The 26,443-nt window shown below is 39.9% G+C and carries 21 protein-coding genes; 8 read left to right on the forward strand and 13 right to left on the reverse strand.

The genetic code is table 11. The features are described from left to right. Positions 1 to 20: 20 nt before the first annotated feature. Positions 21 to 782 carry a bifunctional demethylmenaquinone methyltransferase/2-methoxy-6-polyprenyl-1,4-benzoquinol methylase UbiE gene (gene ubiE, locus Q4575_RS15445; RefSeq protein WP_215964643.1) on the reverse strand — a complete coding sequence of 254 codons (762 nt, stop codon included), beginning with the start codon at positions 780 to 782 and terminating at the stop codon, positions 21 to 23. A 156-nt stretch (positions 783 to 938) separates the two neighbouring features. Here ubiE and Q4575_RS15450 point away from each other — a divergent pair, with 156 nt between their 5' ends. Beyond that, a complete protein-coding gene (locus Q4575_RS15450) occupies positions 939 to 1,442 on the forward strand; it encodes a hypothetical protein (RefSeq protein WP_303523445.1) in 504 nt (167 codons plus the stop codon). A 48-nt stretch (positions 1,443 to 1,490) separates the two neighbouring features. After that, complete coding sequence (locus Q4575_RS15455; RefSeq protein ID WP_303523446.1) at positions 1,491 to 3,431, forward strand: EAL domain-containing protein; 1,941 nt, start codon at positions 1,491 to 1,493, stop codon at positions 3,429 to 3,431. Positions 3,432 to 3,528: 97 nt separating this feature from the next. Here the strand turns inward: Q4575_RS15455 and Q4575_RS15460 are convergent, their stop codons facing one another. Further along, a complete protein-coding gene (locus tag Q4575_RS15460; protein ID WP_303523447.1) occupies positions 3,529 to 4,536 on the reverse strand; it encodes a GGDEF domain-containing protein in 1,008 nt (335 codons plus the stop codon). A 249-nt stretch (positions 4,537 to 4,785) separates the two neighbouring features. Here Q4575_RS15460 and Q4575_RS15465 point away from each other — a divergent pair, with 249 nt between their 5' ends. From Q4575_RS15465 to tesB, 4 genes are read left to right on the forward strand one after another with little or no spacing between them, the layout of a single operon-like run. Further along, entirely contained in the window at positions 4,786 to 5,454 is a 669-nt protein-coding gene (locus Q4575_RS15465; protein WP_303523448.1) for a TetR/AcrR family transcriptional regulator, read from the forward strand. 5 nt (positions 5,455 to 5,459) lie between these two features. Continuing rightward, positions 5,460 to 7,217: a DUF885 family protein gene (locus Q4575_RS15470; RefSeq protein ID WP_303523449.1), complete on the forward strand. Its 1,758-nt coding sequence runs from the start codon at positions 5,460 to 5,462 to the stop codon at positions 7,215 to 7,217. After that, positions 7,218 to 8,291, forward strand: a complete 1,074-nt coding sequence (locus tag Q4575_RS15475; protein WP_215964649.1) for a potassium channel family protein — start codon at positions 7,218 to 7,220, stop codon at positions 8,289 to 8,291. It abuts the gene before it with no gap. Continuing rightward, entirely contained in the window at positions 8,291 to 9,163 is an 873-nt protein-coding gene (gene tesB / locus Q4575_RS15480) for an acyl-CoA thioesterase II (RefSeq protein WP_215964650.1), read from the forward strand. The genes Q4575_RS15475 and tesB overlap by 1 nt, the downstream gene beginning before the upstream one ends. 57 nt (positions 9,164 to 9,220) lie before the next feature. On the opposite strand, the gene plsB is transcribed toward tesB, so the two are convergent. Further along, positions 9,221 to 11,665 (reverse strand): glycerol-3-phosphate 1-O-acyltransferase PlsB, encoded by a 2,445-nt coding sequence (plsB, locus tag Q4575_RS15485; RefSeq protein WP_303523450.1) that lies wholly within the window; start codon positions 11,663 to 11,665, stop codon positions 9,221 to 9,223. A gap of 151 nt (positions 11,666 to 11,816) precedes the next feature. Between plsB and lexA the strand changes: the two genes are divergently transcribed. Beyond that, positions 11,817 to 12,434, forward strand: coding sequence for a transcriptional repressor LexA (gene lexA / locus Q4575_RS15490; protein ID WP_215964652.1), 618 nt, complete (start codon positions 11,817 to 11,819; stop codon positions 12,432 to 12,434). A 242-nt stretch (positions 12,435 to 12,676) separates the two neighbouring features. Here the strand turns inward: lexA and maoP are convergent, their stop codons facing one another. The 4 genes from maoP to Q4575_RS15510 all read right to left on the reverse strand — a co-directional run bounded on the left by maoP (position 12,677) and on the right by Q4575_RS15510 (position 16,548). Beyond that, complete coding sequence (maoP, locus tag Q4575_RS15495) at positions 12,677 to 13,021, reverse strand: DUF413 domain-containing protein (protein WP_215964653.1); 345 nt, start codon at positions 13,019 to 13,021, stop codon at positions 12,677 to 12,679. A gap of 632 nt (positions 13,022 to 13,653) precedes the next feature. Beyond that, on the reverse strand, positions 13,654 to 13,968 hold the full coding sequence (locus Q4575_RS15500; RefSeq protein ID WP_368393333.1) for a gamma-glutamyltransferase: 315 nt from the start codon (positions 13,966 to 13,968) through the stop codon (positions 13,654 to 13,656). A 28-nt stretch (positions 13,969 to 13,996) separates the two neighbouring features. Beyond that, positions 13,997 to 15,883 (reverse strand): hypothetical protein, encoded by a 1,887-nt coding sequence (locus tag Q4575_RS15505; RefSeq protein WP_303523451.1) that lies wholly within the window; start codon positions 15,881 to 15,883, stop codon positions 13,997 to 13,999. A 272-nt stretch (positions 15,884 to 16,155) separates the two neighbouring features. Beyond that, positions 16,156 to 16,548 carry an MmcQ/YjbR family DNA-binding protein gene (locus Q4575_RS15510; protein WP_368393331.1) on the reverse strand — a complete coding sequence of 131 codons (393 nt, stop codon included), beginning with the start codon at positions 16,546 to 16,548 and terminating at the stop codon, positions 16,156 to 16,158. 298 nt (positions 16,549 to 16,846) lie between these two features. On the opposite strand from Q4575_RS15510, the gene Q4575_RS15515 reads away from it, so the two are divergent. Next, positions 16,847 to 18,208 (forward strand): DUF5610 domain-containing protein, encoded by a 1,362-nt coding sequence (locus Q4575_RS15515; RefSeq protein WP_215964656.1) that lies wholly within the window; start codon positions 16,847 to 16,849, stop codon positions 18,206 to 18,208. A 126-nt stretch (positions 18,209 to 18,334) separates the two neighbouring features. Here the strand turns inward: Q4575_RS15515 and Q4575_RS15520 are convergent, their stop codons facing one another. The 6 genes from Q4575_RS15520 to fusA form a co-directional block, all read right to left on the reverse strand. Beyond that, positions 18,335 to 20,557 (reverse strand): CHASE2 domain-containing protein, encoded by a 2,223-nt coding sequence (locus Q4575_RS15520; protein WP_303523452.1) that lies wholly within the window; start codon positions 20,555 to 20,557, stop codon positions 18,335 to 18,337. A gap of 307 nt (positions 20,558 to 20,864) precedes the next feature. After that, complete coding sequence (locus Q4575_RS15525; RefSeq protein WP_303523453.1) at positions 20,865 to 21,089, reverse strand: PGPGW domain-containing protein; 225 nt, start codon at positions 21,087 to 21,089, stop codon at positions 20,865 to 20,867. Between the two features lie 11 nt (positions 21,090 to 21,100). Next, on the reverse strand, positions 21,101 to 21,877 hold the full coding sequence (locus Q4575_RS15530; protein ID WP_303523454.1) for a hypothetical protein: 777 nt from the start codon (positions 21,875 to 21,877) through the stop codon (positions 21,101 to 21,103). A 190-nt stretch (positions 21,878 to 22,067) separates the two neighbouring features. Next, positions 22,068 to 22,808, reverse strand: coding sequence for a 23S rRNA pseudouridine(2604) synthase RluF (gene rluF / locus Q4575_RS15535; RefSeq protein ID WP_303523455.1), 741 nt, complete (start codon positions 22,806 to 22,808; stop codon positions 22,068 to 22,070). A gap of 65 nt (positions 22,809 to 22,873) precedes the next feature. Beyond that, positions 22,874 to 24,079: an EAL and HDOD domain-containing protein gene (locus tag Q4575_RS15540; protein ID WP_303523456.1), complete on the reverse strand. Its 1,206-nt coding sequence runs from the start codon at positions 24,077 to 24,079 to the stop codon at positions 22,874 to 22,876. A 223-nt stretch (positions 24,080 to 24,302) separates the two neighbouring features. Next, on the reverse strand, positions 24,303 to 26,393 hold the full coding sequence (fusA, locus tag Q4575_RS15545) for an elongation factor G (protein ID WP_215964662.1): 2,091 nt from the start codon (positions 26,391 to 26,393) through the stop codon (positions 24,303 to 24,305). Positions 26,394 to 26,443 lie beyond the last annotated feature (50 nt).

The raw sequence follows: 26,443 nt of genomic DNA on the forward strand, positions 1-26,443 counted from the left end.
GGCAGCATTTAACAGCATAGTTAGAATTTAAATCCTTTGTGTAACGCGACAATACCGCCGGTTAGGTTTGAATAATTGACTTGGTCAAAGCCCGCGCTCTGCATCATCGTTTTAAGTGTTTCTTGATCCGGGTGCATTCGAATCGACTCAGATAGGTACAAATAGCTTTCTTTGTCATTGGCAATTAATTGGCCAACGTTAGGTAATATGTTAAACGAATAAAAGTCATATACCTTGCTTAACCACTCTTGGTTTGGCTTAGAGAACTCAAGTACTAATAATCGTCCACCAGGCTTTAATACGCGATAAATCGATTTAAGCGCTGCGTCTTTGTCAGTTACGTTACGTAAACCAAATGCAATAGTAACAATGTCGAATGTATTGTCGGCGAATGGTAATGCCTCTGCATTTGCTTGAATGTATTCTACGTTGCCAACAACGCCTAAGTTTTCAAGCTTTTCACGACCTACTTTTATCATTGAGTCGTTTATGTCGGCTAAAACGACTTGGCCATTTTCACCAACGATTTCGCTAAATTTACGTGTTAAGTCACCAGTACCACCGGCTAGATCGAGTACCTTGTTTCCGGGGCGCACTGCACTAGCATCAATTGTAAAGCGCTTCCAAACCCGATGAATTCCCATCGACATTAAATCGTTCATAATGTCGTATTTCGCCGCGACAGAATGAAAAACATTTGCGACTAGGTTTTGCTTGTCATTTTTGTCTACAGTTTGGTAACCAAAATGGGTTTTTTCTTCGGATTTAAATTCTGAGGTCATTGATTTTTGCGTACTGTTTTAATTGAATGAAGCTAGTTTACTGAATTGTGTAGGCGAAACCAAAGAAAAAATCAGAATATCGAATTGTAGAATACTTAACCAAATCTAATTTCTTTGCTAGACTGACAAAATAATAACAATAAAAAAAAGCACCTTATGCGCATACTTATTTTTATCGTGTCATTGATTTACACCATCAACCTTGCCGATGCCAGTCAGCAAGCGCTTTTGCGTGTTCAGTGGCAACAATTAGAATTGCAAAAACACACTTTAGATAAAAATCAAAAACTCAGTCGAGTTCAGGCGCTGACTGCTCAAATTCAATCCAATAACTTAAATGCTACTCATGTTTCGCAACTTTATAACGATGTTTTTGAAACGGGAACGGCGAATGACGCTGAATTAGCATTTATGAAATGGTCGATGTTATCTCAACTAGGCTTTGACTCATCTGCTTTTCGGTTGGTCTATTTAAATCAAAATAATCATAATCAAGTCGCCTTATTATTTAACAGTAGTGATGGCGCTCGTATTTTGCTTCGTGACCAAGTATTAGATAAAGCGGAATTTAATGAACATTTAAATTTACAACACTTGTCGGTGGTATCTGTAATCGACCCTGCGTCGGTGCATTTTAGTCGTGCTGGAACTCGAATTTAATAGTGAATTTTCGCTGAATTGTTATTTGTGATCTTTTGAGGTGTTGAATTGAAACTTTCCCGTCAGCTTTTTGTAATCCACAGTTTAATTATTACCCTCTTAGTCGCCGGATACGCGTGGCTTTCTTTGTTAAACGTAAGGCAACTTACGGTGCAAGAGTTAGTGAATCAATCGAATACTGCTGCCCAATATTTATCTGACCCCCTCCATTTGGCGTTAATGTCTGCAAACCAAGAACTCTATCAAGCCAAAATAGACAGTTTTTATGATGCGGGGAATTATTCACGTATTAGTTTGTTTGCAGCGGATGCCACTAAATCCGTTTTATATCAACGTACTGATCTCAGCGCTACCGCGGGGGTGCCGCTTTGGTTCCAAACGATATTGCCACTAGAAGTTATAATGGGAAGCCAAGAACTGTATCGCGGTATTGATAAAATTGGCGAGTTGGAAGTTGAAATACATCCATATGCGTTTTATCAGTTTATTTGGCGACAGTTTACCGACATGTTATCTATTACTATTTTTGTCGGACTTATCGCATGGGCTTTAGGGCTAGCTCTTTTTAATATTGTATTGCGCCCCATTAGCGCGGTTCAACGCCAGGCGGCAGCTGTTGCTAATAAACATTATCCACAAATAGAAACTCGGTCAGGTATTGCTGAGTTTGAGCAGTTGATTCAAGCCCACAATGATATGACCAAGCAAATTAAAATTTTGTTTGATACGCAACAGGAACGGATGGATGAACTTAAGCATAGCGTTTATCACGATACCGTGTCGGGATTACCTAACCGCGAATACTTTAACTCTGCCATAACCGATGTGATTAACACAGAAAATGACAAGGTTCATTGCGGCTTGGTGGTCGTGCATTTAACTAATTTGGGTAAGTTGAAACTCGAACAGGGTTTTCCTACCTATAAAACGGTACTTGAATTTGTAAAAAACAGCGTCGAACGAACCCATGGTTTAGGTAAAAACATTCAATTATTTCAATTGAACGAACAAGAAATGGGCGTTTTGTTATTGCATTTTGGGGCGCAGGAAATTGTTGATTTTACCAAAGACATTGCAAAGCAGATGGTCGATTGCACGCCTTTAAAAATATACGGCGGTGCCGTTTTAGGTGCAGTTGAGCTCTTAGAAACGGATACCAACAAATCACTGTTAAAACGAGTTGATACTGCGCTTAAACATGCGATTACCCAAGGTAAACGGTTTTATGTTGATAGCTCCGTTGTTAATGAGGCGGGCTCAACGGTTTATGGTTCTAAAGGTGAGTTATTAGCAGCGATGGAAACAGCACGAGTTGAGTTCTTTCTTCAACCTGTAGTTTCCACCAGTCAAAATACCTTGTTGTTTACCGAGCTATATACGAAGTTGACGGTCAACGATCAGGCTGTTTCACTTGGTACTGTTATTACAATGGCTGAAAAATTTGATGTAACTGCAGTGCTTGACCAACGGACCTTAGAAGAACTTCATAAACATTATTTATTTGGCGCTGTCGCGGGCAAAGTTTCTATCAATGTATCGGCATTTTCACTTAAGTCCGAAGAGTTTATGAAATGGTTAGTGGAAATGTTAGAAAGCTCACCGGGGTTGGCTAATAATTTGATCATGGAATTTGATGAAATAGATTTGTCTCACTGCCAAACTGCGCGCGAAGCCAGTTTTAGAATCGCCAATATGGGGGTGCAAATTGCAATCGACCACTTTGGTCGTGGCTCAAGTAGTTTGGCGAGATTTTCTGATATGAAAGTTCATTGGCTAAAACTCGATAGCCGGTATATTAACCATGAAGACTCGTCGGCAAACAAAGACTACTTAAGCATGATTTGTGATCTCGTTGATAAACTAGGTGTTAATGCGGTTATCCCTAATATAGAAACTCACACTCAACTAGACCTAGCAAAAGAAGTAGGTGCATACGGCGTTCAAGGATTCCTAATAGCAAAACCACTGTCAATTTATGAGCAAATCTAATTTGCAAGGTTTAGTAACCTGTATCCCATTTTGAGAAGGGGAGACAATAATTTAGTGCAGCAGTACTCGTAGGGCTATAGAACCGCTATGCCGTTTACTAGCTGTCGGTAAATACTCGATTTCGTCCGGTTGCCTTAGCCATTCTCATTGCCGATGTGGCTTTTTGTAACGTACCTTCAATTCCGATTTTAGGATTATATGATGTTACACCGAGGGAAACGGTAACTTTGGGTAATCGTTGACGGTTTTTAGCATTAACAAATTGTAATTTTTCTACGCCTTGGCGCACTTTTTCGGCAATCTCACCTGCAGTATGTACATCAGCCTCAGGGATCATAATCAAAAATTCTTCACCACCGGTGCGAACCGGCAAGCCGCTATCCGCAACGTAACTTTTAACTTTCTGAGCAACTTTAGATAAAATTACGTTTCCTATCGTGACACCGTAGTTATCATTAAATTGTTTAAAGTGATCGAGGTTTATGGCAATGGCCGCGATGTTTTGAACATCGTTACTGACCCACATGTCGACAGTTTGGTTTAAAACCGAGCGATTAAATAGCCCAGTAAGTTGGTCGATTTGTTTACTTTCTTCATACTCATCTATTTGTTGTTGAAGTTCCGCTGTTTTCGCCTGTGCTTGGCGTAACGCTTTCAACAATACGGTCTGAGAATTTTTCATCGAGGAAGAAATCTTAATGAGTCGGTCGATGACCTGTTTCGACAACGTTGTGTCTTCGCGGTCTAACATCGACATGCCTTCATCTAATATAGAGATATAGTTCGACGTGTCTTTATGTGCTTTTGTTGCATGTTTTTGCGTGGTGGATACGACATTGTGAACATCATCAACAATGGCTTCTTGCTTGGCGTCTTGTTGTAAAATGAAGTCTTTGTACAATGACTCCATCAAAAATGAATCTATGGTTTTGCCGGCCTTTAAATCACGGTCTAATGTTTTGGAAATGTCCTTATTTGATTCAGCCATATACTCATATACAACCCCATAATTTATGGGATTGGCTGGCAAACGATGTTGTTTCAAAAAACCTAACGTTTTTTGTAACATGCCGTCAGCTTGCTCTATGGTATCAAGGTATTTCATGCCGCACAGACTCCAGGGCGATTTTCAACGCAAATAAAACTTGGACACATTGTACTGCTGCGCTACGGATAAGCAACAAGAACAAAATGTGATTATCGTGTTGTAAATTCACAACAGGGTTAATGAACATTCCCTTATATTCATGTTATAAACTAAGATTCTTTTATTTTAAGGTCAAGAAAATACTGTAATATTTACTGATGGACAGCAAAAGTGAATGATTACAGTAAGTAAATTTAGGTCATACGAATGGAAATGAAAAAAGCAAAAAGCCAGCAGCAAAAACTTGATCGAACAAATAGCATCATTGATGCCGCCGAGCAGTTATTTAAAACTAATAAAGGTGAACTGCCTTCTGCCAGTCAAATCGCTACCGCTGCAGGCATTGCCAAAGGTACGGTCTATATCTATTTTACGAGTAAAGAAGCTATCTTTTTAACGCTTCTTGAGCGCCACATTCAAAAGTGGTTACAGGATATTGCTCGTAAAATGCAACAATTTGAAGAAAACAACTTAGATGATATTTGTCAATTTATGTTGGAGTACTGGCAGCAAGAACCGACCCTAGGTCAGTTGTATCGAATTAGTGACGCTATGTTAGAGCCAAAGGTTGATGACAAATTTCATTTTGGATTTCAAACTCGTAAAGTAAATGAATTTAAACGCTTAGTCCCTACTTTTAAAGAACTCAATCCGGATGTCACGGCAAAAGAATGGAATGCCTTGTTGCAACGTAGCTTGGCATTAATTGCTACCGCTTGGGTTTTATCAAAACCTCATAGTGATCTTGGGGCTGATAAACATGACTTCACAAAACTCGCGACGAGTCTACTAACACCGTTTTGGGAAGCGACATTAAGTAAAGTAGTGACTCTGGAAAAACCAAAATCCGGATGGCGTAAACTATTAGGGAATTAAGTGAAATGAAATTACTTCTGTTGGTTTTACCAATTTGTCTGCTGGCTGGTTGTGCCGCCACTCCGGATGCATCTAAAAACTTTAATCGTGTGTCGGACACTATTTGGGAATACCGCCAAGCTCAGTCACCTTTTTCTGCGGATCCCAATAGTGATGATCCGCGGGCTGGGCAATTGCCAGATCTTTCTGCAGAAAAGCTTCACGAAGAGTACGAACAAACATTAAAACAGTTACAACTATTAGCGGATATTGATGTTGCTTCCCTATCGGAACAAGAACAAATAAACCACGTTGTACTGACCCATAGATTACAAAACATTGCTGATGAATATCGATTTAAAAGTCATCAAATGCCATTAACCGCAGAAGGCGGTTTTCATACCTCATTGGCTTTTTTACCAAGTGGTGTGAACGTTAAATCTAAACAAAGTTTACTCAACTATATTGCTCGATTAAAAGCCTTTCCAAAATACTTTGACCAGCAAATAAAGTGGATGAACGAAGGGCTAAAAAAGGGTAATAGTCAACCCAAAGCAGTGTTAGCTGGATACGATGGCACCATAAAAGCCTTTATTACAAAAGTGCCAACAGAAAGTGTCTATTACCGTCCGTTTACTCAGATCGGCGATTTATATTCAGAGCCTGAAATAGCAGAGCTACAAAATGCCGCTCAACTTGCGATTAGCGATTTTGTTGTACCTTCTTATAAGCGTTACCTTAACTTCTTCAATCAACAGTATTTTCCGCAAGCTCGTGACACCATCGGGGTTAAGTACACACCAAATGGTAGCGAGTTTTATCAAAACCGAGCGCTGCATTACACAACGACAAATATGTCTGTGGAAGAAATTCATCAGAAAGGATTGCAGGAGGTGGCTCGAATAAGAGCAGAAATGCAGTCGACTATTGAGCAGGTAAATTTTTCTGGTTCATTTAGTGAGTTTTTAGCGTTTCTGCGAACCGACCCGCAGTTTTATGCCAAGACACCAGAAGAGCTATTGATGCGAGCGGCTTATCTATCTAAAAAAATGGATGCCAAACTGCCTCAGTTATTTAAGCATTTACCAAGAACACCTTATGGGGTTGCGCCGGTGCCAGATCATATTGCGCCAAAGTACACAACTGGGCGATATGTGGGCGCGTCTAAAGATACAGACGCCGGCTATTATTGGGTTAATACCTATGCACTTGAACGTCGACCTTTGTACGAATTAGAAGCACTAACGTTACACGAAGCAGTTCCGGGTCATCATTTGCAAATTTCGTTGTCCCGTGAAATGACTGATACTCCAGCTTATCGCTCAAATTATTATATGTCGGCCTTTGGTGAAGGGTGGGGCCTGTATGCCGAAAAACTGGGACTAGAAGCAGGGTTTTATGAAGACCCATACTCTAATTTTGGACGTTTAACCTATGAAATGTGGCGCGCTTGTCGATTAGTCGTCGATACCGGTATGCACATGAAGGATTGGACAAGGCAACAATCTATCGATTATATGAAAGCTAATACCGCGCTTTCAGAGCATAATATTGAAACTGAAATAGATCGTTATATTTCATGGCCTGCTCAGGCGTTGTCTTATAAAATAGGTGAACTTACGATATCACGATTACGACAAGAAGCTGAGCGACAACTTGGCGATAAATTTGATATCCGTGAATTCCATTATACTGTGCTTAAGAATGGTTCTGTGCCGCTGTTGGTACTAGAAAAACAAATTCAAAAGTACATTTCAAATACTAAACAAAAGGAGAGTCTCTAGTTGGTCGTTAATCAATTAATACGATTCCTGAAAATACAATTTAGTCAGGTTACTTGGAATACTATCTTCCTGCTATTTATTGCCCACGCGGCGATAAGTTGGTTAGCGCTGGTGGGTGCTGGAGAGTCGGCACTAACTCGTTGGGATGCGTTTGTCTATTACTACGTCGTGACAACAAGTACGGTTGGTTTTGGCGATATGAGTCCAACTACAGAGGCGGGTAAATGGATAGTCGCGCTGGTGCAAATCCCATTAGGATTGGCAATTTTTGGGGCACTATTAGGTAAATTAGGACAATCAGTAACAAAAGTATTAAGGCAAGTTATGACAGGCGAAAAAGATTTTAGTCACTTAGATACGCACATTTTAATTTTTGGCTGGCATGAAACTCGTACCGCAAAAATTATCGAACACATACTTGGCGACAAACGCCGCATGCAACGCACAATATTATTGTGTGTTTTTGAAGATATGGAGCATCCATTTTTAGATAATCCAATGGTTGAATTCGCTCGTCTTTCTTCGTTTACTGATGACGATGAATTGAAGCGGGTCAACGTGGCGGAAGCCGATCGGATAATAGTGGATTGCATTACCGACGACATGACATTTACGTGCGCTTTAAAACTCAGTCCTTTAGTGGCGGATGATTGCCATATAAGTGCTTACTTTGACGACGAGACGAAAGTTGAAATGTTAAATAAGTATACTGATAATGTTGAATGCAATAGCTCTAAAACGGCTGAGATACTTGTACGTTCAATGCAAGACCCAGGTAGCAGCCGATTACATGACGAATTGATGTCTACGCTTCAAGGTAATACTCAGTTTTCTACACAAGTACCAGAAGATATTGGTAACGTTCAGTTTGGTCAATTATTTTACTATTTTAAACAACATCATAATGCGATTTTACTTGCTGTCGCTAAAGATCGTATCGGTTTGGACATGACACTAAACCCGGCTAGTGACTCACTAATCACAACAGGTGATGTGCTGCATTATGTTGCGCTTGACCGTATTTTACACGAAGAAATTGACTGGACGCTTGTCCGTAAAGGAAAGGACGTATAATGAGTGAAGTACTCGACCAGCTATTAACGCACCTTAGTTTAGAAAAAATAGAAGAAGGTCTTTACCGTGGACAAAGCCAAAACTTAGGTTTTGGTCATGTATTTGGTGGACAAGTTATTGGTCAGGCGTTAAGTGCGGCCAAAGAGACTGTGGATGAACGTTTTGTGCATTCCTTTCATAGCTACTTCCTGCGTCCAGGGGATGACCGTAAACCGATCATTTATGACGTTGAAAATATTCGTGACGGTGGTTCCTTTAGCACACGTCGGATTAAAGCAATTCAATTTGGTAAGCCGATCTTTTATATGACAGCGTCATTTCAAAGTGAAGAACTTGGTTATGAGCATCAGGCTGCTAAACCTGACGTGCCAGGTCCGGACGGTTTACTTTCTGAATACGAGTTTTATCAGGAAAACATTGATAAAATTCCACCGCATTTACATGATATCGTTAGTTGTGAAAAGCCGATTGAAATTAGGCATGTACAGGTTAACAACCCATTTAATCCGAAGGTGATGAATTCACGTCGCCAAGTTTGGATTAAAGCGAACGGCATTTTACCTAGCGACCCGCGGGTTCATCGCTATTTACTCTCTTATGCCTCGGACTTTAATTTTTTACCTACGGCTTTGTTTCCGCATGGAAAAAGCTTTTTACAACGAGACATGCAAGTTGCCACAATAGACCACTCGATGTGGTTCCATCGTCCGTTTCGGATGGATGAATGGATTTTATATGACATGGAAAGTACCAGTGCGAGTGGCGGCCGAGGGTTTGTTAAAGGGCAATTTTTTGACCAAGCAGGTAATTTAATTGCGTCGGCAACTCAAGAAGGTGTTATTCGCGACCGACAAAAGTTTCCTCGAAAATAAGATAAGTAAAAGGTCGACGTGTAAAGCGTCGACCTTTTTTATTGCATTATTTTTTGTCTAACCTAATGACTTTAACGACTGCAAAACTTCAGTACTTAACAAGCTGTTAATGTAATTTGCGGTTTGTTCGCCTTCAGTTGATAGGTGCATTAAGCCCGCTTCATCTATTTTCACCAGCTTTTGCTCTCGAATACATGTTACTAATCCTGAGATGACTTTTTTATCAAAATACTCAGGTGCTTTTAGGTCGTGTAATTTGAGTAAACGTTTTGCTAGCTTCAAACAATCTCGTTCCAATTCGCCACGTTGTACGCCGTCAAGTTGCGCTACGCGATTAAACGTGAGTGCATATCGTTGTAGGGTATCTTTCATTATACGGGCCAATAGGTTCAGCTGAGAGTAACCATCACTTTGACGGTCAACCAAAAATTCGCCATCACTATTTAGTTGAATAACGTCATGGGACTCGAAGTATTCAATAGTATTATCGATATATAATTCCAAGTCGGTGATCGTCATGAAAAACTCGTCACGTAGAAGAGGAATAAGCGAAGATACAATTTCGACTACGTCTCGTTTTGTTGAGTTTCGGCGGGTTAATATGATCCCTGCGATTACAGACGGTACCGCAAAAAGGTGAACGACATTATTGCGGTAGTAGCTCATTAATATTGCATTGGTATCGTCAAGACGAATAATCGTGCCGTATTCGTCGTTCTCAGATTCCACTTTCTCTAAACGGATGGCTTCATCAATGACTTCGCTACTGGTTAAACTAGGTAGTTTCACCTTGTCTGAATATGGAACCGCTTGCTGTAATTGTAAATAGAACTCAATTAATTCATCCATTTCGTCACGCGGCAAAGCGTGATTTTCTGACGTTAACAACGCCATCGCACAAAGGTTTACGGTATTGATAACGGCGGCGTCATTGATGTTTTCCATTACTAAATTTGCCGTGTGGTTTACAACAGGTGTTAACCATTTTGGTTTGACAACGTCGTCAACTGTTATGAGTGACCGCCAGTCAGGTTCTGTTTGGTTTAGGATCTCGTTTAAATTAATTGGCTTACCGAAGTTGACATCACCGTGGCCATAATTTTTAAGGTTACGAAGTGCCTTAAAGATCGCAAATACCGATTCTTTTTCTTTATTTTTACCCTGCAATTCTTTTAGGTAAGTATTTACTTCCATTACATGTTCATAGCCAATGTAAACAGGGACAAGCGTAATAGGTCGGTCTATACCACGTAACATGGCTTGGATTGTCATCGCCAACATACCTGTTTTGGGGGGTAACAAACGACCCGTACGAGAACGCCCACCTTCAGTGTAATATTTGACTGGGTAACCTTTAATAAACAGCTGGCTAAGGTACTCACGAAATACGGCCGAATATAACTTGTTGCCCTTAAAGCTGCGTCTTAAAAAGAATGCGCCGGCTTTTCTAAATATAGGCCCTGCAGGCCAAAAGTTGAGGTTAATACCCGCCGCAATGTGAGGCGGAACAAGCCCTTGATGATAGATTACATAGGTTAACAATAAGTAATCCATATGACTGCGGTGGCAAGGAACATAAACAATCTCGTGGCCTTTTTGCGCCAACTCACGTAACTCGTCAGAATTATGGACACGTATGCCGTTATAAATCTTGTTCCAAACCCAAGTTAATATTCGTGAGAAGAATCGGACGTAAGTCTCGTTATAATCACCTGCGATTTCGTGTAGCAGTTTGTTTGCGTTCTTTTTCGCTTCAACCAAAGAGATGTCTTTGGTTTTCATTTCATCTTGCAGCGCTCTTTTCAACGCAGGACTTGCCAGCATACTGTTAAAAAATGCCTGACGAGCCATGATTTTAGGGCCTGTTGCAACTAAACGCTGACGTTCGAAATGAATACGCGCAACACGCATTAGTTTATGAGCTGCATCCACAGAAGTACCGTGATTGGCGACCATTTTTTGCAGGGATACTGGCTTACTAATTCGCACAAAATTGTGGCGACCTGAAAATAATACGATAAAAAACTTTCGAAGTGGCGTGGCTTGAATCGTTGCAGCTACCAGATCCCAAATACCAATTTTGTTTTGGTCATCGGTTGCTTTGCGTTCAACCCCTGGCGAGCGACCCCAACAAATCATTACTGGAACAAAAAGGACATCTTGTTGGCTTAATTCAACTTGCTGCAGAATTTTTTGACCTTCTGCTAGCGTATCCCGCATATGTGTTTTTTCATTTTTGAATATCGACTTAATTGGTTTAACACCAAAAGTACGGTTAAAACTCTTAAACTGAATTTTAAGTTTCGAAAACGGCGAGGCTAAGTTATGTTCACGACATGCCTGCTCAAACGCAAGTTTGTCAGTAAATGAATCGGTGGTTAACACATAACTTATCTGTTGATTCTGACTCAACGTCGATAAATCGAGTGAATAATCGATAACAACTTTGGTACGAATAAATGGTCGAGTTAACCAATAAAATACAGATGCAATAATAGACATTTTTTCGCTTAATTAATGATTTTCAAAAAGACGAGGTTGATTTTAGCAAATCGGTTCGTAAATCCTACAAATGAATTTAGTTTTTCTATTTGCAGTTTATAAATGACTGTATATACTGACAGTTATCATTACTGTATGGAAAAACAGACTTATGCGCCCGTTAACAGAACGACAAGCTCAAATATTAGACTTAATTAAACAAAGCATCGTGAATACTGGTATGCCACCAACACGAGCCGAAATTGCCACAAGACTAGGATTTCGTTCTGCCAATGCGGCGGAAGACCATTTAAAAGCGCTAGCTAAAAAGGGCTTTATTGAAATATTGCCAGGTACATCCCGCGGTATTCGTTTGACTGAAGATATTTCGCAGATGGAAACTGGCCTACCGGTTATAGGTAAAGTTGCTGCGGGTTCGCCAATACTGGCGATGGAACACGTGGACAGCCACATAAATGTCGATCCAACTATGTTTAACCCTGCCGCTGACTTTTTATTGAAGGTTGAGGGTGAAAGTATGCGCGATATCGGCATAATGGATGGTGACTTTTTGGCGGTCCATAAAACTCAAACTGCTCGCGACGGACAGGTCGTTGTTGCTCGCGTAGAAGAAGATGTGACAGTTAAAAGGTTAGAACGCAACGGTAGCCAAGTTATCTTGCATGCAGAAAACAAAGAGTTTTCGCCTATTAAAGTGGATTTGAACTACCAAGACTTTGCAATTGAAGGGTTAGCCGTAGGCGTAATAAGAAATTCGTCGTTGATGTAATTTTCTGACGACAAGCTAGGAGATTCTTAGCGCCGAAATTCTAACTGTACTCCGTTAGTCTTTTTTGGTGGATATGGGTGATATTAGGTTTAGTTACTCTGTGAAAGATCGCTGAATACAAGATGTTCAGCGATTTTTTGTTTGTGCAGATTCGTGATCACAATACCTACACTAATGATTAAATTAGGCTACGTTGGAGTTTAGTCTAAGCAGCTGTCCAGTTTGCTTAGTCATTTACATCTTTATAAATCGTCATCGTCGACATCCGGATCGTCTTCCACATCTTCCGCTTTTGCCGTTAACGTATATTTGGGTTTACCCGTAGTAATGATATTTTCATACTTGGCCCAAACACGCTCAACAACACTTTCTGGTAGCAAGTTGTGTTCACACATTTCCAAAAAGTGCTTTTCTGCGTCGGTTTCTGCTGCAACTTTTTTCTGTTTAAGTTGCGCTAACCTAGAACCTAAAGATGACAATATCTCGGATTCCGCTATTGTAAAATCTCCAGATCGCTTAAACCCTTTTGGAAAGTTTTTGTCGTCGTAAAACTCACTAGACTGCATAAAACCATGAAATTCTGACATAGATGTTTTTACCTCAAAACCAATTTTACTAAATAATAATTTGCACTCCATTTAGTCAGAATATTAGCCGAGAAATTATCTGATGCAAGCCCCCTAAATCAATTTATTTTAGTTTGCTTATTGTGTGACTAGCTTTGCTTTTTTAGGTCTTTGATTGTCTGTGAATTTTGTTCAATATAATGGGAATGTAACCGTTAAGTTTTGTGGCAATTTCAATTTAACCTAACGATGTATGACTTTAAGATACTGCAGACACAATGCACTAATTAAGGTCATTAAAAAAATGAGTGCTTGTCGACTAGGATCTTAGCATTAAGCCGGCGCAAATCTGCAGAGCAATAATGGCTATTAAATCGCTACGACAATGATGAAATTGGTTGTGTAGTGATGTGGTGACTTGGGGTCACTTTTGTAAATGACTTTAGGTCATATAATGACCGTTGGGGTTCAATTATTGTTGAGCCTTTTTTAGTTCAGGTGTTCGGTGTTTGATGTGTGCTCAGAAAAAAGCTAGTTGTTGTCATTTCTAGAAGAGTTTTAAGTGAGATAAAATCAACGTGCGCTAATAATTAAACGCACGTTGTAGGTTAGGTAAAGTAAACAGATTTTAAATAAACGATGAGTTTACGTATTTATTGCTCTAGTACTTTAGCTACGCCTCGATTAAATTTGTTAGTTTCAGAAGCTGCTTGCAGTTTATTACCTTGCTTAATCACAATTTGTAGATCGCCAAAAGCGCCTTCTACCAAGTTGTAACCCATTTTTTCGAGTTTGTTTAATACATCATGGTCTATTCCAGAAAAATGCTTGATCTCATTTATTGGCCATAACTGATGGTGGAATCGCGGTGTATCAACAGCGGATTGTGCAGTTATTTTGATGATATAAACATAAACTCGGTAATGGGAACGGATAATTGAAAAATCAAAAAATAGTATTTTTTTGATTTTTCAAAGATAGCTCATGAGAGATTAATTATCCTTTGTCGGTCGGATTAAGATCCTCTTCTTGACGCAAATACCCCGCGGCTTCTTCATCTTGTTCTAACGCTGCCGTTGATGTTGGATTTGCTCTAGTTTGCTGGTTTAGCTGATAAAGTTGTGATGCATTCCCCAAATCTCGTTCACTGGTAATTGAAGCTATAGATTCACGGTCTTTTAAGAACGAAATGACATCCGCTTTAATGGCGGCTAATTGCTCATTATCTTTATGTAGCTCCATGATATGTCTTGGATGCTCCAGGTTTTTCATACCAGTCGCAGCAAATGTAGTAGAGACGATGCGGGAAACGATAATCCATGGCGTAATACTGCTTCGAACCAAAGTATTTTCAGAGCGAGTGCTATCGTGGATACCAGTACCAGTAGAAATTTTAGATTCAGTAAAGGTCCCTTCGCACTTGAAGTAGACCAACAGAGACTCGAATTGCATTTCAGCATAGAACAAATGAGCACAATTGGTCAGTAGCCTTGCAAATGCACGCAGTAAAAAGCCAATAAGCAAGATGTGAAAACTTGCGATTAATAACGTACTAAATTCCAATAGATGGTCAGAATTTATTATTTGCTCAATGTTGCCAATATTAACCGTGTCGATAAAGTGAATGATATCGATTGCGGAATAAGCAAATAGCACAGTAAAAGCAATGGCTATTAAATAAAGTGCATTACCACAAATAAGTGAAACTAGACGAGCAGTTTGAAAGGTTTTACCTAATGACAAAGGCTTAAATTTCGGCTGTATCTCTTGGATCATTTCGCCTTTAAAGCCACCTTTACCATCAACTTGTTCCTGCAGTTGTGGTTCAAGTTCCTTGTAAACTCGGTTTGGCACTTCTTTATAACGGCGGTTCGCCATGACTAAGTTATCGAGGTTAATAAAAATTTCCTCAGGGTGTACCGATTCCTGCCAATTTTCACGAAGTTCTGATACTTCAGCTACCGGATTAGAGTTACCTAGACGAGCTTTGATCATAATAAAAATTAAGGCACTGCAAATAAGTGCTAAAACGATAGTCGCAACAAGATAAAGCGCAGCATTAAAGTCAGGCAATTGAGTCAGTGCATTATCTATATCCACTTTGTTTAGGTTACCTTGTGCCATTAACCAAGAAACAAGAAGGCCAATGATGATAGGAAAGACAAATGACAACGAAATGATTTTGGCTAGTGTACCTGAGCCTAATGCTTCAATCTGAGTTTCTGCATCACGTTGGATTGGTTTACCAGCAGAACGCCATGAAAATAGGATATAAAACATTAATAGGGTGCTATAAATAGGGAATGCCAATTCACCTGCTTCACCGGCAAACCCGGCTAAAGAAACAAATGCGATTAGACCATAGGATAGTAATGCTACTAAGGTACTTACCCACGAACCAAATAAACGCTGGGCCATATTTCGTATAGGAAAAGGTAAAAATAATAATTTTGGAATTAAGCTATGTAAAAGACGAGATAGAAAACCGACGGGTTCAACGAAGGTGCTGTTTTTTCGACCAACCAGCATTTCTTCTAATGTTTTAGCATTATATGCAACATCATTTTTTTCTTCTTGCGCTGTAGATGTTTCTGACTTACTAAAATTATATGCAAGAGATGTGGGGTGATTTCTGCCGACAAAATAACGTAATGTACTATAAATACCAGATGCTAATATTTTGATACCTAGTCCAAGCGAGATCATACCAAATATCATTAATATCCAGCCGATACGAGGGTCTTCTTTAACTGAGCCCGACGCGATGACAAGTAAACTTATCCCAACGATAGTTTGAATAATTCCTCTTAGAGCAGTGATTTTGCCCTCTAATTTAAAGGGGTTTTTTAGACCGAGATCTATAGAGCCATAATCAAAAGCCACGGAATTCTCCTTGTTGTCTTATTCCATATAAGATGATGTTTTACAGTGTGTTATATCACTTCGCGGTAAATATTTCACGTCGCCGATACTTTGCCTATATGGCACCTTTTTTACAATGAATTTTTGAGAATGACTGACAAAAAAGGCCAATATGTAGAACCACTCCAATTAAAAAATGATGTGCTAGCACGAGGGCGATGAGACGAAAATCGTTCGCGATTATTCATAAAGAGCGGTACGGCACAATATATTGAACGTGAAGGTTCAGTACATTATAAATGTAATAAAATAGACGATTGATCTTTTTTAGCCATTTTATTTACGACGAGCATAAAAGAGTTATCTATCAATCGTTCTATTTCGCCTTTTGGAATGGGGTCTTCAAAATAAATAGAAATCCAATGTTTTTTATTCATGTGGTAGCCCGGTTTAATAGTTGGAAAAATTTCTCGAAGCATTATCGATTCGTCCGGATCACACTTTAGATTTAACATTAATTGGTCGTCACGCCATGCGAGCAATGCAAACATTTTGTTTTTGACCTTATAGACAGAAACGTCGTCTCCAAATGGAAATGTCTCTATTGTTTCAGGCTTATTGATTAGGTAGGTTTTGAGCTGGTCAAGTTCCATTAATTCCACAGTATTGAGCTTATTAAGTTGCATAGATAAGGCCACAGACTCAACTTTAATTCAAACATTGAATTAAAGTTGAGTCTTTTTAACTAAAGCTAAACTAGATTAAAACGACTCAAAATACCCATTAGGGTCTATTGTTAATTAATAATTTTTATTCTTTATTATTTTTTTAAGACAAAACATCAGTCTAACTAGCTGGAAAACAATATGTTTTTGGGATATATGTTTTTGTTCGTTATTTATACAAAAAAGATATAATAAAAAATGTTAACTAATGGGGGTTATGGCCGATAACAATCTTGGGTAGATATAGGTAGAAATTTATATGATTAGATTAGACACAAATTTGATGAGTAACTTAGGGCCGAGTTCGTCAAATAACAAAACAAGGTCAATGGAAGAATCTAGTTCGACAGGTGTGAAAGCACACGAACAAATTACATTCTATCAATACAATAGTAGCGATAAAAAAAGCTTTTCGATGTTTCAGCAAACGGTTCATCGTCGACTTGAAGACTCGCTGCAGGCAAAATTTCCTTCGGCAAATTCATCTTTAGAAGAACTCGAAGTTAAAGAACGCGAAGAACGAGCTAATCTTGCGGCAAACAATATCTTAAAGTTTGTTGAATTGCGGTTGAAACATGATGTGGCCGATGGCGCAACTTCTGAGCAACTCGAGTCAAGATTAAAAGCTGCTTTAGAAGGTTTTGAGAAGGGATACGACGAAGCCAACGATGTTCTAAAAGATATGAACTTGTTAAGCCCCGAAGTTGATGAAGATATATCGTTAACCAAAGAAAAGGTGCTTGCAGGATTAGAACTTTTAAAAGAAAAGTATCTACCAGAAACAGCAGTTGAAAATTCTGACAACGACGTAAATGACTTGGCCAATAGCGCTGTTAGCAGTAATGACGTTGTTGCTAAAGCTTCTAAGTCTGAAGTAAGACAAAATATTGGTAAGACGCTCGCTGAGTACAGCGCTGTTCAAGTGGGTGAAGCTCGAGATTTTAGTTTTGAATTGCAAACAAAAGATGGAGATGTCGTTACGATCAACGCATCTTCATTAATGGCCTATCAGGCAGAGTCAGCGAGTGGCTCAACAAAAACACAGTTCGGCGAATCTCAGCTTAATTATTTGTCAGCGGATAGTTTAGAAGAAAACAACTTTGCGTTTTCAGTAACCGGTGAACTCGACGATGACGAGTTAAAAGCGATAAACGATATTCTAAATAGCGTTAATGATTTAGCGACTGACTTTTATGGTGGTGATGTAAACAAGGCATTTGAGAAAGCGATGAATATGGGATTTGATTCAAACGAGATCAGTTCCTTTGCATTCTCCATGACTCGAGTAAGAAGTGTTAAAGCAATACAGGCTTATCAACCAGAACAAGAAATACTTAAACCGAGTGTATTAAGCGAGTTAAAACCGATTGGTAAATTTGCGTCTGAGTTAGCTCGTAGCCTGACCATTGCCAAGGAGCATTTTACTCATCCGCAACAATTGATAAGCTCAATACTTGAACAGGTCGACTTACCAGATTCTTCGGGTAATGAAGCCTCTAATAGTGACGGTAAAGGCAAAATGAGCTTTTTCGAATTTGCTCAATCGCTATTGGAAAAGTTTGACGAATTAGATGCAATGACGGCAATGCCAGACGCTAAGGGTAAAGAAACAGGGTTATAACCTCAGTACTTTTATTTTGTTTGGGTTGAATTTCAAAATACATAGTTGAAACGGGCATTGCTTTAAAATCTAACAATGCCCAATAACGAATGCTCTGGTCGTTCACTCTATTTCGAGCATTTCGAGCTATTTCGAAGTGTGAGTAAACGAGCCATCCCAATCACTTGCTAAGTCTTCATGCCTGAGCTGTTCAATGCGTTCCAAATACATTTTGTAAAGGTATCGTTCTGGGAACTGCTCTAGCAAAGTGGTGTACTTTTGATCCGCACTGTCCCAGTTTTGCTCAAGGTAGTCTTGATAAGCCGATTCTAAATCGGTGATTTCCACTTTAGTGACATCGTCCAAATCGTCTAACATGCAAACGGGCTCAAAGATGGCGACGGCCAAATCTTTACCTTTTACTTTTACTTTGTCCACGGGCCTAAATGCGATATTAGGGCATTGCGCTCGGGTGAATTCACTAACAAGAAACTCCAAACCATAAAACTTTGTTAACCCTTCAAGACGAGCACCTAAATTCACTGCGTCGCCAAGCACCGTATATGCCCGACGATATTCTGATCCCATGTCACCGACGTTCATTTCACCGGTATTTATCCCAATACCAACGCGCACAGCCGGCCAGTCTTTTTTCGCAAACTCTTCCCGTAAGTAGGCGGTGATTTTTAACATGTCAAAGCCACCGATGACCGATAACTCAGCATGTCTAGGGTTGTCGATAGGGGCCCCCCAAAAGGCCATAACCATGTCACCAACGTATTTGTCGATTGTACCTTCATGCTCAAATATGCTCTTGGTAATTGGAGAAAAGTATTCATTTAACATGTCTTTTAAATCATTAGCGGAGAGTTTTTCAGAGATGCTGGTAAAGCTGCGGATATCTGAAAACAGCACCGACATTTCTCTTCTTTCACCTTTTAATGATGCGCTTGATGGATCACTTAACATTTGGTCTATATGCGCTGGTGGTACATATTGGTCAAACATCGATTTGATCCGTTGTTTGTTTGCATTTTCACTAAAGAAGCCCTTTGCAATATTAAATATTGAAATCCCGATGGACACTATTAATGCATGGATTATGGGGAGGTCCATTTGTTCAACTTGCCAGAGATAGAAATTAAACCCAACGATGCTTGCGATGGAAACAAGTCCCCAAACCGCCATCGACATAGGCCCGACGAAGGGTAAGACGAATGATAAAATCAGCCCCCAAATAACAATTTGCGCTGCTACGGCACCTTCCCAAAATACCGGACGGTACTTAAACAGCTCGGGATTAAGCAAACCCTCAACCACATTGGCGTGTACTTCAACCCCTGGGTATTGAATACCGACTGAGGTCTCTCGTAAATCGGCAATGCCAACAGCCGATGTGCCCACTAACGCAACGCCACCTTCGAGTAATTCAGGGGCGATGCGTCCATGTAATATGTCAGTAGCAGAATAATATGGGAAAGATTTTCGTCCCCCACGATAAGGAATTAATACTCGACCAAATGAGTCAGTTTTTATCCGTCGTTTAGTGCCAAATTTGATGGCTGAAATATCATGAGCTCCTTCAAATGCCTCAGATGGTTTAGTCTCAACAAAGACTTCATCGGCGAGCTCATATACGCGAGCTATTTCTATAGATAAGGAAGGGTATAACACGCCATTATGTTCAAACACTAAAGCGGCTCGGCGAATTGCTCCGTCGACATCTGGGACAGAATTGAAAAAGCCCTGCGAGATTGCCGCTTCTTGGAGGACCTCAACATTCGCAACTTTTCCGGCAAAGTGCATACTAGATATTCGAACGGCTTTAGGATCCAACATGACAATAGGAGACGGTTTAAGCGTACCTACGTCAACTGACTTGTCATCTTGTAGCAGACCACCTAAAACAACGTCATAGTCCGCTATGGTTTGTGCAAACTGCGTATCGGCGTCGAGTTTAAGCCTTAATTCAGCGAGTTTAGATTTTGAGAGGTGACTTAAAGCGTCAGCGTCGATTAAGGTATCCACCGGATTTATTTCTGGTTCAGAAAATACGACGTCGAATCCGACAACAACGACCCCAGCTTCTTTGAGTTGTTCAACCATTTGGCCTACAGTGGCACGGCTCCATGGCCAGCGACCAACTTCTTCTAACGCCTTTTCGTCAATGTCGACAATAAAGATATTGTGGCTACTTTTTCTTGGGGTATCCGGTAGAGTGGCGTTGAGCCTTAGGTCATAAATAATGCCTTCGATTTTTGAAATGTTTTCCTGCAGTAGTTTGTTTTGCGGGTTTATTAGTCCTAAAGCCAAAAAGGTGATGATTAACCCAATCGCAATCGCATTTTTTTGTTTTCTTAAGCGCTTCATTTATCTGCAGATCCCTTGAAGTCAAAGTCGTAGATATAATGGCACGGCGAATGCGAGATAAAATCACATGGTTCGAATATGCCTATCTTTTATTGACCTAAGAGTACTTAACGATGAGGAAAATTGAAAGCTGACACTGAATTTGTTTAGGTTTTAATTTGAGATGTGTATTTTTTTAACAATGTTGCGGTGGCATTGTGATTGTTTAGGAATAGGAATAGGAATAGGAATAGGAATAGGAATAGGAATAGGAATAGGAATAGCAAAATCCAAAACGCCCAACAGGGTCGGGCGTTTTGCAGCTGAATTAATGGGAACGGCGGCGTTTGCTTATTTGAGCATCAAGCCAACGGGCACTCTTACTCAACATCTTTTGACATCGTTTTAGCCAAACCTTTGCCGCTGGGTATTCAAAGCTAAGTAGATACAAGCCTGGGATCAGTAGCAACAGCGACGGCCCAGGGACAATGACAAATATCAAACCTAAGAACACCAACAAACCACCTGTGATTGTATAAAGAAGCTTTTTCATTTTATACCCCATTAGTCGTCAATTGAGACGTTCCCTTTGATACCAGAAATAGCCAATCCGCCAGAACCCGATTCGATAATCGTTAAGCCGCCAGCGGTATTTATTGAGATGTCGCCAGAACCATCGTCAATTGTCACCAAACCCGATATTTGAGTTACTGTTAGGTCGCCAGAGCCGTCTTCAATGTCCACGTTACCTTTAATATTGGCGATATAGAGTTCACCTGAGCCGTCGTCAATCCAAACATTTCCGTGTGCGTTTTTAACGACGATGTCACCAGAACCATCATCGATGACAATGTCTTTGGCAACTTGATTGAGCAAAATGTTTCCAGAGCCGTCGTCAATCGCAATACCGTTGGTGACGTTTGATATAGAAATATCCCCAGAACCATCATCGATAGTTAAAGCGAGTTCAAGTGGCATGGTTATTTGTAAATGTATACGCGGTGAAGAGCCAATCCAGTAACCAGAACTACCGTCATGTTTTGCAACTAGCTCAGCGGATTTACCGTTTTTTCTTAGTGTGAGTTGATAATCTTTTTGTTTTGTTGTGAAGATTGAAGCTTCAACAATAATGTTGGTTTGTCCCTCAATACCTCTAATAGTAAGGTCGCCGGCACCCGCTTCGATTTCAAAATTACGTAATCCTGTGGCATCAAGCTCGAGTTTTTCAGTTAATTGCACGTTGGCTTTTTGGCCTTTGTTGCCCCCAACATGAATGACACAGGCTGAGATCGCAGTAGTAAACAGTGCAAGGATAGTGAATTTAACGAATAGCTTTTTCATATTTTTAAACGGTCCTAATTTTAACGTTATTAAGCTATAACAATCAAAATCGAGGCCATGTTTTAACTATATGATTTTAAAGGTTTAAAATATATCTCTATAAAAAAGAAACGTTGCGTTTGGTTTAATAAACCACTATCTGGCAAAAATGCCAAAATTAGTGGTTTATTTAAGCCAATATTTGTATGGTTTAGTCGGCTGTTTTGGATGAGCCCTGCACTGCGTTATTTATTGTCGCCATTTCATTTTTGGACAATTCACGCCATTGTCCTACAGCTAACCCTTTTAACGATACATTCATTATTCGTGTGCGTTTTAATTTCGTAACGTCATATCCCAAATATTCACACATGCGGCGAATTTGTCGATTGAGTCCTTGAGTTAAAATAATTGAAAATTGCTTTGGCCCAATAAGCTTAACTTTACAAGGTTTAGTTACGGTACCTAAGATTGGGATGCCTTTTTCCATTCGAGATTTAAATCGGTCGTTTAATGGGGTGCTAACAGTAACTACATATTCTTTTTCATGGGCGTTTTCGGCACGAAGAATTTTATTAACAATATCGCCATCAGAGGTTAAAAATATGAGCCCTTCGGAAGGTTTATCGAGGCGACCGATTGGGAAAATACGTTGCTTGTGATTGATCGCGTCTACGATATTGCCCCTAACATGTTTTTCAGTCGTACAGGTAATGCCAATTGGTTTATTGTAGGCAATATAGATCCTATCCGATTTATTTTCGGCACTCGCTTTAATCAATTTACCATCAACTGTTACAGTATCTCCTGGCAAAACTTTTGTGCCGAGCTCGGGAATTTGTTCGTTAATTTTTACGCGATTTTGCTCGATTAACTTGTCGGCTTCACGTCTAGAACAAAAGCCAGATTCGCTTATATATTTGTTTAGACGTTTGGATATGACTTCGCTCAAAATCAGGGCCTCTTTAATTAGAAATGTGGTACGGGGCGGAGTGTACCACAAAGCAAATCAGAGCATTAAATGATAGTTTTAGACCAATCCAGCGCAAACGCATAAGCAGCGTCAACTTTTTCCATTGGTGCGTCTAATTGTTCGGCGTATTTGACCACAAGTTCTTCGTTATTTTGCTCTTTTGCTTTAGCGATTTGGAGCGCAATTGAGCGGCGACATTCTATTTTTACCAATGCCGCTTTTATTTCTGGGTGCAATGGAATGAGTTGTAAAACGTCATCGAGTGGGTATCCTAAGATTAAATCTATCTGCGACAACATACCCGCTAAGAACGCTCTGTCATCAAATTTATTATCCGTTGCATTAGTCAGAACTATTTCACAAAATTTAGCTCGTTGAAGCGACTTTAGTACTAAATCGCTATTTTTATCCGACGCCAAATTTGCGATTAACAGCAATGATAAATATTTTTTAACTTCGTGCTCACCTAAATATATAAGGGCGTGTCGGACACTTTCTATTTCTTTCTCAAGTTGCTTGTTTGCATTGTTTAAAAAGCGCAGTAATTTATACGTTAGCGTTATGTCTTTTAAGAATAGTTGTTCTAGTGTGTTGTAATTTAATTTAGGTTCGCTCACTAGGCTAATCAACTCGACAACTAGGTTTTGCGATAGGCTTACTTTGTTTTTCTTGAGCATCTCAGGAGGAGAAAAATAGTATCCTTGAAAATAGGTGAAGCCGAGTGACAAATATTGAGCAAACTGTTTTTCTGTCTCAACCTTTTCCGCTAACCAAATAACATGTTTATATTCTTCACGTCTAATTTGCTTCATACATTGTAGAAGGCTTACCAGCTGAATGTCGACTTTGACTATTTGGGCAAATGGCACAATAGGTAACCATTTTTCATCAAAGTCAAAGTCGTCTAGTGCAAAGACATAACCTTTTTTACTGAGTGTTTCTAACACTGAGATTAATTTGTCGGAGACTTCTACATCCTCAAGGATTTCTATAATAACCGTACTTGGGTCGATAAAATCTGGAAAGTTATTAATTAGCGTATCGGTGGGGAAATTTACAAAGGCTAATTTATTGTCTGTTACTTTCTGCAAACCCATAGTGAGTTCATTTTCTGCAATAAGTGTTGTTGTCGCCGTGTCGGGGTGTATTTTTGGAAATGTGTTGTTTTCAGTATCTCGAAACAATAATTCATAGGCATATAAATTATTATGTTTATCAACGATAGGTTGGCGGGCAACGTAGGAATACATGCTGATAATAGGGTCTTCTAATTTTCATACAATAAGTATTGGTAACAATAGTAATAATGTCGGACTTTCACAATAGGGGAATGTCTTATATTAGAAAAATTTAATATTGTGAACTTAAGGCTGAGGCTGCTTTGTTGTTCCTTCTAGACGTATTTTGTTGATTTACAGGCATAAAAAAACCGCTGAATAATCAGCGGTTTTTACAATAAATTTAGTTAAAAACTTATTTAGATTTTTTAGCTTCTTTAGCGGCAGCAATAACTTCTTCTGCAACACTGCTAGGACAAGGCATGTAGTTTTTGAATTCCATAGAGAATTGACCACGGCCTGAAGTCATAGTACGTAATGACCCGATATAACCAAACATTTCTGAAAGTGGTACATCAGCTTTAATACGTACGCCAGTCGCGCCCGCTTCTTGACCAGCGATCATGCCACGACGACGACTAAGGTCACCGATAACATCACCAACGTGATCTTCAGGAGTGAACACGTCTACTAACATTACTGGTTCAAGTAGTTGTGCACCTGCTTTTGGAATTGACTGACGGAATGCGCCACGTGCTGCTAATTCAAATGCTACTGCAGATGAATCGACTGCGTGGAAGCCACCATCGTATAGTTCGATTTCAACGTCAAGTACAGGGAATCCAGCAAGAACACCATTTTCCATCATACCAGCAAAACCTTTCTCGATAGCCGGGAAGAATTCTTTTGGTACGTTACCACCAACAACAGTTGATGCAAACGTGAAGCCAGAACCAGGTTCGCCAGGCTTGATACGGTAATCAATTTTACCGAATTGACCAGAACCACCAGATTGTTTCTTATGCGTGTATGAATCTTCAACTGCTTGCGTGATAGTTTCACGGTATGCAACTTGAGGTTCACCAACTTCTAATTCAACACCGTAAGTACGTTTTAAGATATCAACTTTGATGTCTAAGTGAAGCTCACCCATACCAGATAGGATTGTTTCGCCAGAATCTTGGTCAGTTTCAACGCGGAATGTTGGATCTTCAGCAACCATTTTACCGATGGCAATACCCATTTTCTCAGTTGAACCTTTATCTTTAGGCTTAACAGAGATTGAGATTACTGGCTCAGGGAATACCATTGCTTCTAGGATGATTGGGTCTTTAGGATCACATAATGTGTGACCAGTTTGAACGTTACTTTTCATACCAACGATAGCGATGATGTCGCCCGCTTGTGCTGAAGTAAGTTCTTTACGGTCATCTGCTTGCATCTCAACCATACGGCCAACACGCTCAGTTTTACCTGTAGCAGCATTCATGATCGTATCACCTTTGTTCAGTTTACCTGAATAGATACGTACGAACGTAAGGGCACCAAAACGGTCATCCATGATTTTGAATGCTAACGCTTTGAAAGATTCATCAGCAGAAACGATAGCGTGACGACCAGTAGGTTCGCCTTCTTCGTCAGTTAGTGGCTGAGGATCAACTTCTGTAGGTGAAGGCAAGTAATCAACAACAGCGTCAAGAACTAATTGAACACCTTTGTTTTTAAATGCAGAACCACAGTATGTTGGGAAGAAATCCATTGTACGAGTACCTTTACGGATACAACGCTTGATGTCTTCCATTGAAGGCTCTGTGCCTTCTTCTAAGTATGCTTCGAAAAGGTCATCGTCTTGCTCTAAAGCAGTTTCGATTAACGCTTCACGGTACTCTTCTACTTTGTCAACCATGTCCGCAGGAACATCAGTTACTTCGTAGTTTTCAGGAAGACCAGTGTCATCCCAAACGTAAGCTTTGCGTGTAAGCAAGTCAACAACACCAGTGAAATCGTCTTCGATACCGATTGGAAGTACCATAACTAGTGGGTTAGCACCAAGTACGTCTTTAGTTTGTTTAACAACGCGGTAAAAGTCAGCACCTAAACGGTCTAATTTGTTTACGAAGATAATACGTGCAACTTCTGAGTCATTCGCGTAGCGCCAGTTAGTTTCTGATTGTGGTTCAACACCACCAGAACCACAGAATACACCAATACCGCCGTCCAATACTTTAAGAGAACGATATACTTCAACTGTGAAGTCAACGTGTCCTGGAGTATCGATAACGTTAAAACGGTGGTCTTTCCAAAAACAACTTACTGCTGCTGATTGGATAGTAATACCGCGCTCAGCTTCCTGTTCCATGAAGTCAGTCGTAGACTCACCGTCATGTACTTCACCGGTCTTATGAATTTGACCAGTTAATTTTAAAATACGCTCAGTTGTTGTGGTTTTACCAGCATCAACGTGAGCGAAGATACCTATGTTTCTGTATTTAGATAAGTCAGCCATATCGTACTCTATCTTCTCAAAATGGATTGGTTAAAAAAAGCCGCGGGATT

The sequence above is a fragment of the Psychrosphaera sp. 1_MG-2023 genome, from assembly GCF_030548245.1.
In the GTDB taxonomy this organism is placed as follows: domain Bacteria; phylum Pseudomonadota; class Gammaproteobacteria; order Enterobacterales; family Alteromonadaceae; genus Psychrosphaera; species Psychrosphaera algicola.